Source organism: Bradyrhizobium sp. Leaf396 (genome assembly GCF_001424605.1).
Classification (GTDB): domain Bacteria; phylum Pseudomonadota; class Alphaproteobacteria; order Rhizobiales; family Xanthobacteraceae; genus Bradyrhizobium; species Bradyrhizobium japonicum_C.
The window spans coordinates 1-15,336 of record NZ_LMQJ01000025.1; the positions used below are offsets into that span (position 1 = coordinate 1).

The window sequence follows — 15,336 nt, forward strand, 5'->3', positions numbered from 1 at the left end:
CCTGGAATTGGCGACCTCAGAACGTCGCTCAGGCCGCATAAACGGCGGTCAGCCATCCACTCAAGATGACCTAACCAGGGGCCGTCACCGGACGCGTACTGAGATAGTCCAGCCAGTTGCCGTGCAGGTATCGCGGGGGGAACATTCGGCCGGCGCACGGCGCCGCAATGCGCTAGCGATCAAGGTATTGCAGGGGCAATCGGCGCACAGCCCGTCGCCGAGTGGCCCATGTCATATCGCCCGTCGACAGGGGCGCGCTTGCTCCTCAGAAACGACCTGTTCGGCCCAGTTATCTAGGGATGCGTCGGCCTTCCGGAAAAGCGCTGCGCGGATCGGATCATGGAGCATGATCTGCTTCAGAGTTTGGCCAGCGATCGAATCCTTGAACGCGACCTGACGACCGAAGGACTCTAGGCTGTGCAGGCCGAATTCGTGCCTGAGGAGCCGCACATCGTCGCTGTGGAGGTGACCGAGAAACATCTGGGGCTCTCGCGCGGTGTCGTGGCAAACCGCCCAGCCCGGCGGGCCTGAGGGCATTCCGCGTCGCTGCCATCCTTTCTCGGAATAGCGAAGACAGGGGAGGGCGAATGCCTCTCCAATGAGGTCCACACTGGACTCGCGGCCGCTCAAATTCACCATGTGAAGAATGACGCGCCCGGACTCCACCATCGCACGAAACGTGACGTCGGCGACTTCCTGCTCATGGAATACGAACTTCGTGGGCGACTTCCTCATAGCTTGTTCCTCAAGAGGTGCGTGTCGGGACGTGGAAGTCGCGGAAAAACGCTCCAAGACCCCCCTCGCTTTTGTCGAGCTCCAGAATCGGCGAAAAAACCGAGACGAAATTCGTAAGTTTTTTCAGGATGATCTGCGGTCGAGTCGTTCTCAAAACGAAATCGAGTCGTTCTTAAAGCGGAAACCGAGTCGTTCTCAAAGTGTCCGCACAAGCAAAATTTCGCTTGTGGGCTCGGCAGGACTCGAACCTGCAACCAGACCGTTATGAACGCGCTGCACTAATCATCGAGCAACAGTCTGGGTTATGTCTTCCTGCGAAATTTGTTGTCTCCGATCTGGATAGCGCCACGAGATCTAAGTAATGCATTCACCCGCGGATCGAATACCGGTCAAAGGCAGTAAACCGGTGGCGAGCGATCTCCACGGCCTCACGGCCATAGATTTCGCGACGGAGGTACTCTAGTTCCCCTTCAAGCGTGTCTTCCCCGACTTCCAGATACCACGCTCGACGGCCACCGTCGTCGCCCGAACTCCAGCGGTAGCGGCGCGCTTTCAGAATGTCGCGAGACGTATACGGCGCGCCCTCCGCCCACACTCGCCATCGGGCTGCACGCGCTGATTCCAGCAAGGCGGCCAGCCCTGTTCGACCGCTCCGAGGGAGACGCCGAGCCAGGATATCGACACCGGCGCGACAATCGTCGAGGGCGCGGTGGGCGTCGAAGAAAAATCCATAGCCGGTCGCGATTTGGGACAGCTTCTTGCCTGAGAAGCCTTCCGCGGACCAATCGACCTCGTGAAGCGAACAGGCCCATGGCTTCGCCGCAAACACGGGCCATTCGCGTTCGCAAAACGGGCGATCGAAGCCTGCATTGTGGGAAATGGCCAGGACCGCCTGGTTTGCGAAGGCAGTCACCTCGCTCGGATCGATACTGGCGCCGTGCACCATTTCGTCCGTGATTCCGGTAAGGGCCGTAATCTCCGCCGGAAGGGGAAACCCCGGATCCTGCAGGGAGCTGAATGGCTCCCCGACGCCCACGATGGTCCCGTCGATAGTATAATCGAACGGCAGCATGGCGAGCTCGATGACCGAATCCTTCACCTTGTCGAGACCGGTCGTCTCGACGTCGACGAAGATCGCGCGCTTCGTAGGGCAGCCGTTCGGGGCTGGAAACGAGGGCGGCCGCATTCGACGCAGAACGCGATAATCGCCGGTCGACTCCAGGAGTTCGGCCAAGCGTTCGGGATCGGCCGCGTCCGCGGGGATTCGAGCGGCAGCTACCGTCATCTGTGTTGCACTCACGGCTCCGCGCCGCCCCGCCCTGAGGGAAGGCCGTCGCGGCGTGCCTCGGCGAGCAACGTCGCGACCTGAGCACCATCGATGCGCCCGTGTGCCGCCAATCGCCGGGCGATCGCCTCGAGCACGGAACGATTCTCCTTCAATAGGAGGGCACACGAACGAGCCGCCTCGGATAGTTCGTGGTTCACCGCTGTCCGGATTTCGGCGAAGGCGAGGAACGTGCCGGCATCGCGTGCCGGTCCTAGATAGGTGAGTGGGGTCGGGCCGGCCAAGCCAAAGCTTCCCACCATCGCGCATGCGAGGCCGGTGGCGCTGTCCAGGTCCGAGCCGGGCACTCCGCCGGCACCGTGCGAGGCCGAACCGCAGATCAACTGCTCAGCGGTGCGTCCGGCAAGAATTACCTCGAGCCGCTTCCGATACTCCTCAGTCGTGCCGCTCGAATAGCCGTTGTTGCGGCGCGCGGACATGCCGAAGCGCCCTTGCATCTTGGCGACCCTGGCGAACACGTTCTGAGGACCGAAATGGATGACGTCGACCAGGATGTGCGCTGCTTCGTGGACACAGGTGCGCCAACGCAGCTCATGGGGCCGGTCGTCGTCTTCGACCAACGCCTTCTGCAGATCGTCGAAAACAAGCGAGCGACCACCATCCCTGCGCGCTGCGCGGCGCGCGTCCTTGACCACACGCTCGACGTCGGCTCCCGTCATCCCGGCGGCGAGTTCGGCGATGGGCAAAATATCCTCGTCGACGAGATCCGCGCCCAGACGTACCCGGAACATCTTTTCCAATTCGGGGATATCCGGAAGACCGATCTGGACGATTCGCTCCAGGCGACCCGCGCGCAGGAGAGCCGGATCGCAACGTCCGATGTCGTTGCTCGCGCCCATGATCACGACGCCCTCTCGACCGGCGATTCCGTCGATCTCCGCAAGGAGCGCATTTACGACCTCGATGACATAGTCGCGATGCGAATGGGTGACCCCGGCCCGGTCCGGGAAGCTGTCGATCTCGTCGATGAAGAGGCACGAGGGGGCCCGCGCACGAGCGGCTTCGAAATCCTGACGCATCGCGCGCAAGAGATGACCGAGATGCGCCTCGCCGCTGGACTGCCACTTGGCCAAAGTGGCACTGACGAAGTTCAGTCCGGCGGACGCCGCAAAAACGGCGGCGAAGGTGGTTTTACCGCAGCCGGCGGGTCCGTTGAGCGCCACGCCGGACGGAACGGCGCTCCAGGAAATTTCGCCGCGTTTCCAGGCCTCGATATCCGAGATGGCCTCTTCCGCCCATTCGCGTGCTTCGCCGAGGCCGTGCAGTTGGGAAAGCGTCAGTTCGCGCGATTTCTTCTTCGCGATCTTCGCCACGTTCAGGCGACGAAGTTCTGCCAGGCATTCCTGCGGAGTGCGGTCGAAGCGCACCGCGATATCGAGGTCGGCGATGGACGTATGGGTCAAGGTTCCATCCGCGATCGCTTGCGGGCAAGTCTTGCCCGTGACGATGCGGATCGTTCGCACGATCGTTGTTGCATCCAGCGGAGGAAAGTCGATGCGATCGGTGGCCGCCGCGTTCACGGCTTCGGGAAGATGCGACCGGGCCAGGGGCGAGATTGCGATGAGCGGGAGCGCGAACGCCAGCATCGACAGCGCCGTCGTGTCGAGGGAGATTTTGGATGTGCTTTTCGGAGGCTCTTTGACGACCAGGTACAAGGCATCCAGATCCTCGCGACGCTTCACGGGGTCCCGAGCGAGATCCATGAACCGTGTCGTGCTTTCGAAGAGGATGCTCCGCCAGACCATTGCGACGCGATCGAGCATCAGGGCGTCGCCGACGTCGATGAGGATGGCGGGAGCGCCGCTGCGTAGCGCATCAAGCAGCGCGGGCCGGCGGTCGAATATCCGGGAGAACAAGAGACGCGCCGCTACCAAGCCCCCGTTGGGAGGATAGCGCTCGGCGTCGGAGATTCGCCGCAGGGACTCGTCCTGATCGTCGTCGACGTCCTCGATCGAGCTTCGAGACGATGACGAATGCCCGCTCCTCGACGCAGAGCGCGGGAAACCCTTGCCTGTTCGCATCGCCTTCTCGATCGCGGCGCGGGCTTCCTTTTCTGCCAAGCCGATCGCGCGCTCACGTTCGCGTTCGGCGGCGACTTCCGTGTTGTGGCGGCGGAAGCGGGACGAGGCGAGCCAGCACTTCCGGTAGGTCTCCAGTTCCAGGGCGCCCATGGCGGACGTCGGTACGTCGTCGGCCTCGACGGCGCGCTGGCGACGATCGCCAGAAGCTCGGCTTCCGGAAGGTGGATGATCGGGAAAGCTCTCGAGAGCTGTGTAGATCGGCTGGGTCACGGCAGGATCTCGATAACGAGAGAAGGGTCGAACCGCACGCCTTCGTCGCGGTAGCCGCGCGGATTGGAGATGAAGTGCGTACGCTCTCGCCGAAAATTCATGGGCCGGTGAGTGTGCCCGGTGACGACGAAATCGGCGCTCGCTGTCAACCGGAGGTCGGAAACGTACGCGGCCGCGAGGAGGGAGCGCTCGTTGATCGGATCGAGGGCCTCCCAAGTCGTTCCATGGTGGGCGAGCAGCATCGTCGGACCATCATGACGTCGCGCCAATTCGGCCTCTAAGAAATTCCGCGTGCGCGCGTGCAAGGACAGCGCTTCCTGCGGGCGGAATCGTTGCCACGGCTCGCGGTTCCAGCGGATCCTTTTGTGGTCGCGCATCTGATCGTAGGCGGCGCGCATCGCCGCCTGCTGCAGGTCCGGACCGAACAACCGGTAGTCGGTCCAGAGCGTCGCACCGACGATGCGGAGACGACCGAAAGTCGCGGTGTCGTTTTCCAGCAGATGCACTCCGAGCTCTTGGGCACGCTTCCGCCCGGCTTCGAGCTCCTCTTTGAAGACACGGCCGTAAAACTCGTGATTTCCCGCCACCATCGCGATGTCCACGTCGGGGTATGCGGCTCGGAGCGACTCGACGGCTTTGACCAGCCCTTCGCAGGTGTCGCCGGCAACCACGACGAGCTCGACGCCGTCGACGAGCGGCGGGGGAGCTTCCGAACCGGGGCCGAGGTGCAGGTCGGACATGATTTGCGCGATCATCGACCGCTCCCCGTCTCTTCTTCGGAGGACGTGGTCTTCATGAAGCTGCGCACGAGCCAGCTCGTTGCGATTCGCGCCTCTGCCCGCCCGGCACCCGGGAATCCGCGCAGCATGTGCGCCATGGCAAGGCACGCGGCCGCGCCATCCTCGGCGGCGCAGGCGGCGAGCGCCGTCATGACGAGATCGTACGTGACCGGGCTCGTGCCCTTGTGGAGTCGAAGCGCTAGGCCAACCGCGGCGGCTTCGTCGCCGTCGGCGGCGTCGCGCCACGTCGGCTCACCCGGGATGAACACGTTTGCGATGGAAGCGCGCAGGGCCCCGGCGGCGGCCACGTTGAAGTGGTCCGCGCGAATGGTGCGCCACCACAACAGGGGTCCAATCGGTGGCGGCTCGCATCGCCGGCGACCGCGTCCGACGGGAGCCTTCTTGGTCTTGTGGGTCTTCATCTCTTTCTGCCTCGTAACGACAATGCTCCGCCGTCGCGCGGAAGCTGTCGCGCGGCCGAAGCTTCATCTGTTGGAGATTGTGGAGACGTCGGTTCAGCCGACGTCTCCACGGCCTGGAAACGACGACCAGCGCCGTCGTTTCACCCCTACCTCACCTCGCCAGACCGGGCCGTGCCATGCCTCACCGGACCACGCCCCAGCACGGGAGCTCGCTATTCTATCTGCTTCACTTCGAACGTGCCGTTCTGCGGCCGCCAGTCGCCCAGGCCGCGACGCACACCCGCCTGCGCGAGCGCCTGGATCACGTGCTCGCGGTCGATGACGGAGGGAAGGTAGCTCGCCGTGAATTCGGCGGACCAATCCTTGAAGCACGGGCGGGTGCGCATGGTCTTCGCGTTCGCTCCGACCTTCACTCCGCAGCGGAAGAGGAAGTCGCCGTTCTCCCAAAGCTCGTCGACGTCGGTGGGGCCGTCGTAGACGAGGACGGCATCCTCCTCGATCGCGAGGCCGGCGGCGGCCTGGGGGCCGCGCTTCAGCACCTTCGCACCGCCGATCGCGCACGCCAGGAGCGCTTCGGCCGGAAGGCAAGGCGCTCCGTCATGCAGCCAGAGGCTTCCGAACCACTCCACCTTGCTGATCATCTTGTGGTCGGCGATCGTCTTCGGCCTCTTCGAGGTGAGCCGCGCCAGATCCTGCGTGATCGGATCGAGCGGATCCGCCAGACGCCCGCAGTGCATCAGCAGGCGTTTGGTGCCGACGATGCGGAAACGGATGGTCTCGCGCTGCATCAGTAGCCTCCCGCGGTCGGATCGCCGAGGAGAATGCGGGCGTCGTGAAGGCGCTCGACGTCCGCGCGCTTCGGCTTGACCGCCGCATAACGACGCTCGCGCAGGATGCTCGTCACGTCGCGATGGCAGTCGGAGCACAGCGCGATCAGATCATTGTCGCGTTCGCGTCCGAGACGCTTGTAGGTCGAGTGATGAACTTCCAGACTTCCGTCAGCGTGGCACAGGCGGCAGTGTCCATCGGCGTCGGACAGCGCCTTCAGGCGCGCGGGATTCCGCCGCCATGCGTCGCTTCCCATGTAACTTGCGTAGTGCATCGATAGCTCCGTTGAATTCGTGCTACCATAGCATAAAAGCCCGAACTGGCAACAACATTCGTGCTGCCGTAGCCCGATCTCTGTGTTAACCTTAACTGGAACTGAAGGGGCGAATCGGGCGGATGACAACGGAGACGGACGAGATGCTGACGCCTGCGCTCATCCGCGCGGCAAGAGGCCTGCTGGGTCTCGATCAGGCCGAGGTGGCCGAACGGGCCGGCCTGAAACAAAGGACGATTTCGAAGCTGGAGGGGGAGACCGATTTCTCTCTGAAGGATCTTCGCCGCAGGAAGGCCCTGAAAGCGATCAGGGACGCCTTCGAGAAGGCAGGCATAGAGTTCATGTTTCCAAGCGAGACGTCGGGCGAAGGGGTACGGAAGAAGAGCCCTGGTTGACGCGCGCTTCGGCGCTTGCTGCAGCGGTGGCAAGCGCCCCTCGGCGTCAACGACGCTGGCTTGAGAACAGGGAGGTCGGCAATTGAGCGATCTCGGCGAACTTCAGCAGTTCGACGGGGGCTCGAATCGCTAACCGGCTGGAGCGAAATCGTTTGCCGCGCCTAACGGATTCGATCCGTCGTCGATGTGTGGTCGGGGAGAGCTCATCCGCTAAGACAAGCCGATTCTACCGCTGATCATTGAACGTTCAGGACCAACATCAGTCCGCCTCCGCCGTCTTGCTCGACGTTGTTGTTGGCCGTGTGGTGTGGAATATGGCAATGCACCAGCCATTTCCCGGGTTTGCGAGCGGTCCAGATCACGTCGTATCTTTGTCCCGGGCCCACGTTGACTGTATCCGCCTGATAGCGTGCGCGTTCGGCGAGAGTGATGCCGTCCACCGCGACGACCTCGAAAGGCCCGCCGTGCACGTGCATCGGATGAACGAAATTGTTGTGGGTCCCAATGAACCGCAGCTTTATGGCCTGCCCCACCTTCATCGGCACGACGTCTGTCGCGGGGAAGGCTTTCCCGTTGATGGTGAAGTAATTGGGGAGGGCGCCCTCCATCAGCATCGCGGGATAGGTAAGCCACTCGCGTTTCAGCCATTCCTGGAGCTGAATCGTGTAGTCGAGATCGGCGTTCAATTCCGCCGCCGGATCCTTCGGCGCGATGATCAGCGCGCCGTATAGGCCCAGCGCCTGCTGACGGTCGGGATGGTCATGGCTGTGGTAGAAGTACGTCCCGTGCTGTCCGACCGTATACTCGTAGGTGTAGGAACCACCGGGCGGAATCGGCTGTTGCGTCACCTTTGCCGGGCCATCCATCTCGTTGGGCACGATCAATCCGTGCCAATGAACGGTCGTGCTCTCGGGCAGGGCGTTGTGAAAGTTGATCCTGACATGATCGCCTTCGGTCAATACCAGGCGCGGACCGGGAATTTGACGATTGTATGCGTAAGCGTCAACGCTCACGTCTGGTAGTATATTCCAGCGGATTGCGGACACTTCGATCTCGAAAACCTTCACGCCACCTTCGACGCGCGGCTGCAGCACTTGGTCGCCGCGTGCGGTAATCGGCGCTACATAGCTAACCTGTCGCGGCTTCACCGCTGCCATTTCCCGCATCGCGGCGCCCGGAAGATCGAACGTATTGATCATGCCTGGCGGCATGATCGCTCCCTCGACGTCCCGCGCACTGAGCCGCAGATTGACGTAAAAGCCAGGCCAGATCATGCCGGTCATGAGTATAAAACCCGTGACGCCAGCCATGGCAGCAAGCTGAGGCCCCGTCGCCTGGCTCTTCATCCCGTGCCCGCCACCGTGTCCATTACCGCCGCCATGGCTCGCGTGCCGCTGCCCCTTTTTGTCGTGCTCGCTGGCTTGCGAGCTTCCGGTGCGCCTTTCCGTCATCAGTCCGTGTTTGATGCCGGCACCGACCATCCACACGTTGAACGGATAGGCCGCGGTGAATCCGACCATCACCCCCAACGACATCACGCCCCAGAACACCAGTTCAAGGGGGTCCATCGCCCGCATGTCACGCCCCATCATCAGGAGGCTCATTGTCGGGGCCATTCCGGCCATCATGGCGTTCATGCTGATGAATTCCGGCATGAAGCTCATCTTGACGTTCTGCCAATACGAGCCGCCCATCATGCGCATCATGAAGAGGGACTGGAATATTAGGAGACCAAACGAGAATCCCGCTAGGTATTCTACGACGAGATCGATCCACATCGGTAACCCAAGCAGGGCGGTCGTCGCCGCAGCCAGGATGATGCCGGTAGCGTCTCCGGCGACGCAGTGGATGGTGCTGCCGACCCCCTGCTTCCAAAGTGGGGAGGTGAACCGCTCGTGCTCTCCAGGCCGCGGCTCTTTGTCGGCAAGCACGTAGAGCAGGAGACCCACTGGTCCCATGTACAGCGTGACCAGGATGAAAGCCCACTTCATCACGGTCGGCTCAGGATTGCCAGCGAACTGGTCATAGGCCACATAGGCCGTCGAGATCAGCGCGATTGCAAACCACGCAATCAGGAAATAGTCGTAAGGCAGGGCAATCACGGCCGCTCCAACCGGTTGTTTGTCACGCAACAGTCGCGCGGGGCCTTTGTTCCGGTTTGATGACGATCTGGCAGAGTGAGATTCCGGTGCCTGGCTGTAATATTCGCGACCCCAGCCGTCGCACGGCGCGTTGACGTGTGCCAAAATCTGGGCGGGAAATGCACATGATGAGGGGAGGCTGAGTTTGACTGATCTGCTGCGCGTGTTGATTGAACGATGGCGCGAGGACTCAGGATCGACCTATCGCACATGGTTCTTGTGGGACGAGCGGCTCAAGAATTTCCGGTCCATTCGTCGCGGCATTGCTCAGGTAGTCGAGGAGATCGAAGCAGGAACGTTCGGCAACGTCTACAAGGGCTCTTCCCTCGAAACGATCGTGGGATCGATCGCGGAGCAGAGGCAGATCTTCAAAGGTGCCGATCACGCCTTCCTGTGGAAGCCGAAGCTTCGGATCCCCGACATTTACGAGAATCCCGAGAATCAGCGAGCGTTCGGCAGACTCCTGCATCACTGTTCCTGCTGCAGCACCGAGCAGGAGCTGGTCGAAGGAATCGAGTCCATCGATCGCCTGTCCATCAAGGGTCTCGGGCCCGCTGTCGCCAATCTCCTGTACTTCCTGCACCCGACCCTGATGCCGCCGTTCAATACAGCGATCGTCAACGGCTTCAATGCGATCACGGGCGCCAAGGTGAAACTCGGTCGCTGGGATCAGTATCTTGGGATGCGACGGGGCATCCTGGAGCTGAACCGCAGCTATCGCGATCTCCTCTCCAACGATCTCGGCGCAATCGCAGGATTTCTGTTCGATGTCGGTACCGGACGCTTCAGTGCGCCTCCCGTCGGCAGTGGCGACACCGCAAGAGACGCGTGGCTATCCGAGCTCTCGAAGGCGCGAGAGACCGCGAAACGGCTCGAAGGTCCCATCGCTGCCGCGCGCGAGAACGATCTTACCCATACGGAAGTCCAAGCTTGGCTCCGCGACTTGGGCTTGGCGCTCGGCTATCGGATCTGGATCGCTTCGAACGATCGAGGACGCCCGTATAACGGTGCGATGTTGGCGGCCGGCTGCCTCGACCGTCTACCCTCATCCATCGAAAACGCCGCCGGCGCAGAATCGATCCGGCTCATCGACGTCCTTTGGATAGACTCCGCGAGCGATTGTGTTGCCGCGGCTTTCGAGGTCGAGCACACGACGTCGATCTACTCCGGCATCGTTCGTATGCTCGATCTCGCGCTGAGCAGCGATTTGCACGCGACGGGCGGACTGTTTCTGGTCGCTCCGGACGGCAGGGAGGACGAGGTGCGCAGCCAGCTTCGTCGACCCCGCCTTCAGTCGCGTAGCGGACCTCAAGGTGCGTTTCTTGCCTTACGGTGAACTGGAGTGCAACAAGGAAGCGATCGCCCGGTTCGGGACAGGAATGAAGGGCATTCAGGCGATCGCGCGCCTGCTCTGAACGGCGCGTGTGTACGACGTCACGGCGTCCGGCGCGGCTACTGCCACGGCATCAGGTTCTCGCAACCGCCGAAGATCTATTGGCTATCCGGACTGTCGTGTTGGAGTGCTCACGAGCCTGATCCGTTTAACCGTGTAGATTTCCGCCGAGAATCACGCCCCCTTGGCATCGTCTTCGATTGCTATCTCATCGAGCGCCCTAACAATCTGGTGCATTCTCTCCACATCTGTGATCTGCAATCGGATTAGCTCATTTATGTAAGTCTCAACCTGTTTTCCTTCGCGCGATGCCGCTGCGGCCGCGCGTGCGTACAGGTCGGCGTCAATTTGAACCGGCTTTGGCATAACTAGATCCTCGAGCACACGAAGCGGGAGAAGGCGGCTGCGCCACGTCAGAGAATACCAGACGACAATCCGAGTTGCACGACCGCTGGATCACCACGTTTCCAACACGATAATCCGGATAGCCGATCTATTGACCCTCCGGCAGGTGCGACGCGCACAGCCAAAGCTCTATAGGTAGCGACACCGCGCGGACCGGAGGGCTGCAGCGGCAAGAGCCGTGTGGGAGCTCAGGAACCTCTGGGGGTGGTCCAGCTTTACAAACGATTGTTGCTTTGGGGAGAACAGCAGATGTCGTCAGAGCAATCCGGACCCGACATTCGCGATTTCGAGATAGCGGCGGCCGGCTACACGATCCTCGTGACCTGGCCCGAAGTCCGCGATGGGAAGCACGCACAGGAAGTCTGGTACGTGCACCTCGGCGATCAACTCGAAGCCGTCAAAGCCGTACAGGCAGCCTGCGGAGCGCTCAACGACGCCAAGGTCGAGCTTCTTGGAAGCCTTTCGGAGTCCAGGTTGCTCGCGCACGGCGTCCCCGATGGAAACGCGAAGCGGGCTGCCGATTCGTCGATCACATCGTCGCCTTGACGCGAATTCCGATGGCCAGCGACGATGGCCGGCGATTTCGCGCGCGTCAGACCGCACTGTTCGTAGCCGCAGCGCGTTGCCGACCACGCTGACGGACGACAGCGCCATTGCGGCCGCGGCGACGATCGGCGACAGCAACAAGCCGAAGGTCGGGTAGAGCAGCCCGGCGGCGATCGGAATGCCGGCCGCGTTGTAGGCGAAGGCAAAGAACAAGTTCTGGCGGATGTTGCGCATCGTTGCGCGCGACAGTCGCCGCGCCCGTACGATACCCGTGAGATCCCCCTTGAGTAGCGTCACACCGGCACTCTCCATCGCTACGTCCGTTCCGGTCCCCATCGCGATACCGACTTCGGCGGCCGCCAACGCCGGCGCGTCATTGACGCCATCGCCAGCCATCGCGACTATTCGACCTTGCTCGTGTAGCTTCGCGACGACCGCACTCTTCTGGTCGGGCAGAACCTCGGCTTCGACGTCCGCGATACCAAGCCTCCGAGCGACGGCCCGGGCCGTCGTACGGTTGTCGCCCGTCAGCATGATCACCCTGACCCCTTCGGCGGCGAGCTCGCGCAGCGCCTCGGGCGTGGACTGCTTCACCGGGTCGGCGATGGCCAAGATGCCGACGAGCGTGCCGTCGACCGCCATGTTGATGACGGTCGCGCCTTCGCCCCGCTGACGTTCGGCTTCGGATTCGAGGGAGGACGTATCGACGCCTTCCGAGCTCAGGAACGTCGCGTTCCCGAGGAGCACCTTCTTGCCCTCGACGGTTCCGAGCGCGCCCTTGCCGACCGGCGAGTCGAAGTCCTGCACGTCGGTAGTCAGTATATCGCGCTCCCTGGCTGCATTAACGATCGCATCCGCCAATGGATGCTCGCTGGCGCGCTCGACGCTGGCGGCGAGCCGAAGCACGTCCGACTCCGAGTACCCGTTCGTCGGGACTACCGCGACGACCTTGGGCTTGCCTTCCGTCAGTGTGCCGGTCTTGTCGACTACGAGCGTATCGACTCTCTCCATGCGCTCAAGCGCCTCGGCGTTCTTGATGAGCACGCCCGCATGTGCTCCGCGTCCGACGCCCACCATGATCGACATCGGCGTCGCGAGGCCGAGCGCGCACGGGCAGGCGATGATGAGAACGCTGACCGCCGCCACCAGCCCGAAAGCGAAGCGCGGCTCGGGCCCGTAAACAGCCCAGGCGGCGAAAGCTGCGATCGCGACCACGATGACCGCCGGAACGAACCACCCCGCGACCTGGTCGGCGAGGCGCTGGATGGGAGCGCGGGACCGCTGCGCCTGCGCGACCATTTGCACGATCTGGGACAGCATCGTGTCGCTACCGACCTTCTCGGCACGCATGACGAAGCCGCCGGACCGGTTCAGGGTGCCTGCGATGACCTTGCTGCCGACCTCCTTACTGACCGGCATGGACTCTCCGGTGACCATCGACTCGTCGAGCGACCCTCGATGATCTCGCCGTCCACGGGTACTTTTTCGCCGGGACGGACGCGCAGGCGGTCCTGCGGCTGCAGCACCGCGATCTGCACCTCCTCGTCGGCGCCGTCCGCACGGATGCGTCGCGCGGTTTTCGGCGCGAGATCCAGCAGTGCCTTGATCGCCCCGGAGGTCGCCTCGCGCGCGCGCAATTCGAGCACCTGCCCCAGAAGCACCAGGACCGTGATGACGGCAGCCGCCTCGAAGTAGACCGCGACCGCGCCGTCGTGGCCGCGGAAAGTGGAAGGAAACGCGGCTGGCAGAACCGTCGCGACGACGCTGTAGATCCAGGCGACGCCGGTACCCATCGCGATCAGGGTGAACATGTTCAGATTGCGCGTCAGCACCGACTGCCAACCGCGGACGAAGAACGGCCAGCCGGCCCAAAGCACCACGGGTGTCGCAAGAGCCAGCTGGATCCAGTTCGAGAACGCCTGATCAATCCAGCGATGAGCTCCGACCAAGTGAGCGCCCATCTCGAGGATCACGACCGGGACGGAGAGCGCGAGACCCACCCAAAATCGGCGGGTCATATCGACCAGCTCGGGATTTGGTCCCGCGTCCGCTGTTGCGAATTCCGGTTCGAGCGCCATGCCGCATATCGGACAATTGCCAGGCCCGATCTGCCGGATCTGCGGATGCATTGGACAGGTGTAGACCGTACCTTCGGGTACGTCGGCTCGGGGTTCATGCTGCACCTTGCCGTGAACGTATTTTGCCGGCGCTTCCGCGAATTTGGTCCTGCAACGATCAGAGCAGAAATAGAAGGTCCGGCCGCCATGCTCGACCTTATGGGAGGCCGTCGCCGGATCCACGGTCATTCCGCAGACGGGGTCGACCGCGGTGCCGTGCCCGGAGCCATGGTCATGGTGAACGTGGGGCTCGCGCGAGGTGGAGTGAGAGTGTTCGCAGCAGCTTCCGCGCGCCTTTTCGGAATTTGGGGCATCCTTAGACATTATGTGCTCCATCTCTTGCGGAAGGTACCCTAGGGGGGTATATACGGCCCATGAGGACCGACATCAAGGCTTCCTCTCAGAAACGCCTGAACCGCATCGAAGGCCAAGTCCGCGGACTCGCGAAGATGGTGGACGAGGACCGGTACTGCATCGACATCGTCACGCAGATTTCGGCGGTCAGAGTCGCGCTCCGCCGCGTCGAGGAAGAAATCCTCAAGGATCACGTGGCCCATTGCGTGGAACACGCTATTCGTAGCGGGGATAAGGCCGACCAGCGGCGCAAGATCGCGGAACTGATGGAAGTGGTCGGGCGGGCGGACAGGTGAAGAAGGCGGTCACGAATGCTTGACGAGGATCAAAGACGCCGCTCGGAGCAGGACTATGTTATGGAAGGAAACTGCTACCGCGCCGGACCGGTGCGGTAAGCGGGACAAGTATAGGTAGACAAAGCGCGATGCGGCTCGTCCGTACCATTCTGGCATTCGCGATCGCCGCCTCCTTGGCGTTGTTGCCGGTCGGCGCGTCCGCGGCCGGCTTCGGCGTGATGGCCGACGATGCGCAGTCCGGAATGCAGATGGGCACCTCGGCCGACATGTCGATGGACTGTTGCCCGGACGACATGAACGGCGCCCCCTTTCACGCCGCCGGCCATAACTGCAGCATGGGTTTCTGCTGCGCGGGCGGATTCGTCGCGCTGGGCGACGTCCGAAGCATCGGCTTCCGCTTCGTGCCCGCAGCCGAGAGCAAAGTCGCCATCCCTGCGGACCAGTTCGTTCCCGTGCGCGGAGCGAGCCCTCCCTTCCGACCTCCTCGGGTCTGATCTCACCCGGTTCGACGCGCGTAGCACGTGCCCGCGCGCGATGACGACTGCCGTGTGTGCTCCTTCGGAGCCGCGGTCGAGACAGACCCATCGAGGAGAAAATCATGACTTCCAAATTCAGCAGTGCTGCCGCACTGACCGTCGTCGTCACTCTCGTCGCCACGGCTGCGTCGGCGGGGGCAGGCGACTACGTGTTCGAGCCCGTCAATGCGGAGATGAAGAAGGGCGACGACGTCACCGTCGCGGTCCGCTTGACCAACAAGACGACCGGGAAACCGGTCTCCGACGCCGTGATCTTCAGGACGCGCGTGGACATGGCGCCCGACGGAATGGCCGAAATGGAATCCCCGGTGGCTCCGCTGCCGTCCAGCGAGTCCGGCGTGTACGCCTTCAAGACGGATCTTCCGATGGCGGGTCGCTATCAGGTCACGCTCTCCGCAAAGGTCCAGGGCGAGTCTGAGACCATCAACGGCAAGGTCATCGTCAAGGCTAACAAGTGAGCCTGCGGGCGTTCTCAGGGA

14 protein-coding genes and 1 pseudogene are annotated in these 15,336 nt (G+C 62.7%); 5 read left to right on the forward strand and 10 right to left on the reverse strand.

The genetic code is table 11. The features are described from left to right. Window positions 1–231: 231 nt before the first annotated feature. The 7 genes from ASG57_RS38415 to ASG57_RS22510 all read right to left on the reverse strand — a co-directional run bounded on the left by ASG57_RS38415 (window position 232) and on the right by ASG57_RS22510 (window position 6,674). Window positions 232–735, reverse strand: a complete 504-nt coding sequence (locus ASG57_RS38415; RefSeq protein WP_057197537.1) for a hypothetical protein — start codon at window positions 733–735, stop codon at window positions 232–234. Window positions 736–1,102: 367 nt separating this feature from the next. Beyond that, window positions 1,103–2,020, reverse strand: coding sequence for a 3'-5' exonuclease (locus ASG57_RS22485; RefSeq protein ID WP_057197539.1), 918 nt, complete (start codon window positions 2,018–2,020; stop codon window positions 1,103–1,105). Between the two features lie 11 nt (window positions 2,021–2,031). Then, entirely contained in the window at window positions 2,032–4,371 is a 2,340-nt protein-coding gene (locus tag ASG57_RS22490; protein ID WP_057197540.1) for an AAA family ATPase, read from the reverse strand. Continuing rightward, window positions 4,368–5,126 (reverse strand): metallophosphoesterase, encoded by a 759-nt coding sequence (locus tag ASG57_RS22495; RefSeq protein WP_057197542.1) that lies wholly within the window; start codon window positions 5,124–5,126, stop codon window positions 4,368–4,370. The genes ASG57_RS22490 and ASG57_RS22495 overlap by 4 nt, the downstream gene beginning before the upstream one ends. After that, window positions 5,123–5,572: a hypothetical protein gene (locus tag ASG57_RS22500; RefSeq protein WP_057197544.1), complete on the reverse strand. Its 450-nt coding sequence runs from the start codon at window positions 5,570–5,572 to the stop codon at window positions 5,123–5,125. The genes ASG57_RS22495 and ASG57_RS22500 overlap by 4 nt, the downstream gene beginning before the upstream one ends. Window positions 5,573–5,784: 212 nt before the next feature. Continuing rightward, window positions 5,785–6,360 carry a hypothetical protein gene (locus tag ASG57_RS22505; protein ID WP_024343399.1) on the reverse strand — a complete coding sequence of 192 codons (576 nt, stop codon included), beginning with the start codon at window positions 6,358–6,360 and terminating at the stop codon, window positions 5,785–5,787. Continuing rightward, complete coding sequence (locus ASG57_RS22510) at window positions 6,360–6,674, reverse strand: HNH endonuclease (protein WP_063828498.1); 315 nt, start codon at window positions 6,672–6,674, stop codon at window positions 6,360–6,362. The genes ASG57_RS22505 and ASG57_RS22510 overlap by 1 nt, the downstream gene beginning before the upstream one ends. Window positions 6,675–6,796: 122 nt before the next feature. Here ASG57_RS22510 and ASG57_RS22515 point away from each other — a divergent pair, with 122 nt between their 5' ends. Further along, window positions 6,797–7,069: a helix-turn-helix domain-containing protein gene (locus ASG57_RS22515; RefSeq protein ID WP_080655021.1), complete on the forward strand. Its 273-nt coding sequence runs from the start codon at window positions 6,797–6,799 to the stop codon at window positions 7,067–7,069. 236 nt (window positions 7,070–7,305) lie between these two features. On the opposite strand, the gene ASG57_RS22520 is transcribed toward ASG57_RS22515, so the two are convergent. Beyond that, a complete protein-coding gene (locus ASG57_RS22520; protein WP_057197545.1) occupies window positions 7,306–9,171 on the reverse strand; it encodes a multicopper oxidase domain-containing protein in 1,866 nt (621 codons plus the stop codon). A gap of 184 nt (window positions 9,172–9,355) precedes the next feature. Here ASG57_RS22520 and ASG57_RS22525 point away from each other — a divergent pair, with 184 nt between their 5' ends. Continuing rightward, window positions 9,356–10,546, forward strand: coding sequence for a type II restriction enzyme NmeDI-related protein (locus tag ASG57_RS22525; RefSeq protein WP_502690808.1), 1,191 nt, complete (start codon window positions 9,356–9,358; stop codon window positions 10,544–10,546). Between the two features lie 231 nt (window positions 10,547–10,777). Here ASG57_RS22525 and ASG57_RS22530 read toward each other — a convergent pair whose 3' ends face one another. Both ASG57_RS22530 and ASG57_RS22535 read right to left on the reverse strand, forming a co-directional pair. Further along, window positions 10,778–10,969, reverse strand: a complete 192-nt coding sequence (locus ASG57_RS22530) for a hypothetical protein (RefSeq protein WP_024343395.1) — start codon at window positions 10,967–10,969, stop codon at window positions 10,778–10,780. Window positions 10,970–11,605: 636 nt separating this feature from the next. Next, window positions 11,606–13,995, reverse strand: a pseudogene (locus ASG57_RS22535) (heavy metal translocating P-type ATPase); the annotation flags it as partial. Between the two features lie 50 nt (window positions 13,996–14,045). On the opposite strand from ASG57_RS22535, the gene ASG57_RS22540 reads away from it, so the two are divergent. The 3 genes from ASG57_RS22540 (at window position 14,046) to ASG57_RS22550 (ending at window position 15,315) form a co-directional block, all read left to right on the forward strand. Then, the gene (locus tag ASG57_RS22540) at window positions 14,046–14,321 is read left to right on the forward strand and encodes a metal-sensitive transcriptional regulator (RefSeq protein WP_057197547.1); all 276 of its coding nucleotides are present in this window, start codon (window positions 14,046–14,048) and stop codon (window positions 14,319–14,321) included. 128 nt (window positions 14,322–14,449) lie between these two features. Further along, window positions 14,450–14,815: a hypothetical protein gene (locus ASG57_RS22545; RefSeq protein ID WP_024343391.1), complete on the forward strand. Its 366-nt coding sequence runs from the start codon at window positions 14,450–14,452 to the stop codon at window positions 14,813–14,815. A gap of 104 nt (window positions 14,816–14,919) precedes the next feature. Beyond that, complete coding sequence (locus tag ASG57_RS22550; RefSeq protein WP_024343390.1) at window positions 14,920–15,315, forward strand: FixH family protein; 396 nt, start codon at window positions 14,920–14,922, stop codon at window positions 15,313–15,315. Window positions 15,316–15,336 lie beyond the last annotated feature (21 nt).

Bases quoted from the DNA above. Each gene is read 5' to 3' on its own strand.
- ASG57_RS22510 (WP_063828498.1), bottom strand. From the start codon at position 6,674: ATGCACTACGCAAGTTACATGGGAAGCGACGCATGGCGGCGGAATCCC.
- ASG57_RS22545 (WP_024343391.1), top strand. From the start codon at position 14,450: ATGCGGCTCGTCCGTACCATTCTGGCATTCGCGATCGCCGCCTCCTTG.
- ASG57_RS38415 (WP_057197537.1), bottom strand. From the start codon at position 735: ATGAGGAAGTCGCCCACGAAGTTCGTATTCCATGAGCAGGAAGTCGCC.
- ASG57_RS22550 (WP_024343390.1), top strand. From the start codon at position 14,920: ATGACTTCCAAATTCAGCAGTGCTGCCGCACTGACCGTCGTCGTCACT.
- ASG57_RS22530 (WP_024343395.1), bottom strand. From the start codon at position 10,969: ATGCCAAAGCCGGTTCAAATTGACGCCGACCTGTACGCACGCGCGGCC.
- ASG57_RS22540 (WP_057197547.1), top strand. From the start codon at position 14,046: ATGAGGACCGACATCAAGGCTTCCTCTCAGAAACGCCTGAACCGCATC.
- ASG57_RS22515 (WP_080655021.1), top strand. From the start codon at position 6,797: ATGACAACGGAGACGGACGAGATGCTGACGCCTGCGCTCATCCGCGCG.
- ASG57_RS22505 (WP_024343399.1), bottom strand. From the start codon at position 6,360: ATGCAGCGCGAGACCATCCGTTTCCGCATCGTCGGCACCAAACGCCTG.
- ASG57_RS22495 (WP_057197542.1), bottom strand. From the start codon at position 5,126: ATGATCGCGCAAATCATGTCCGACCTGCACCTCGGCCCCGGTTCGGAA.
- ASG57_RS22500 (WP_057197544.1), bottom strand. From the start codon at position 5,572: ATGAAGACCCACAAGACCAAGAAGGCTCCCGTCGGACGCGGTCGCCGG.
- ASG57_RS22485 (WP_057197539.1), bottom strand. From the start codon at position 2,020: ATGACGGTAGCTGCCGCTCGAATCCCCGCGGACGCGGCCGATCCCGAA.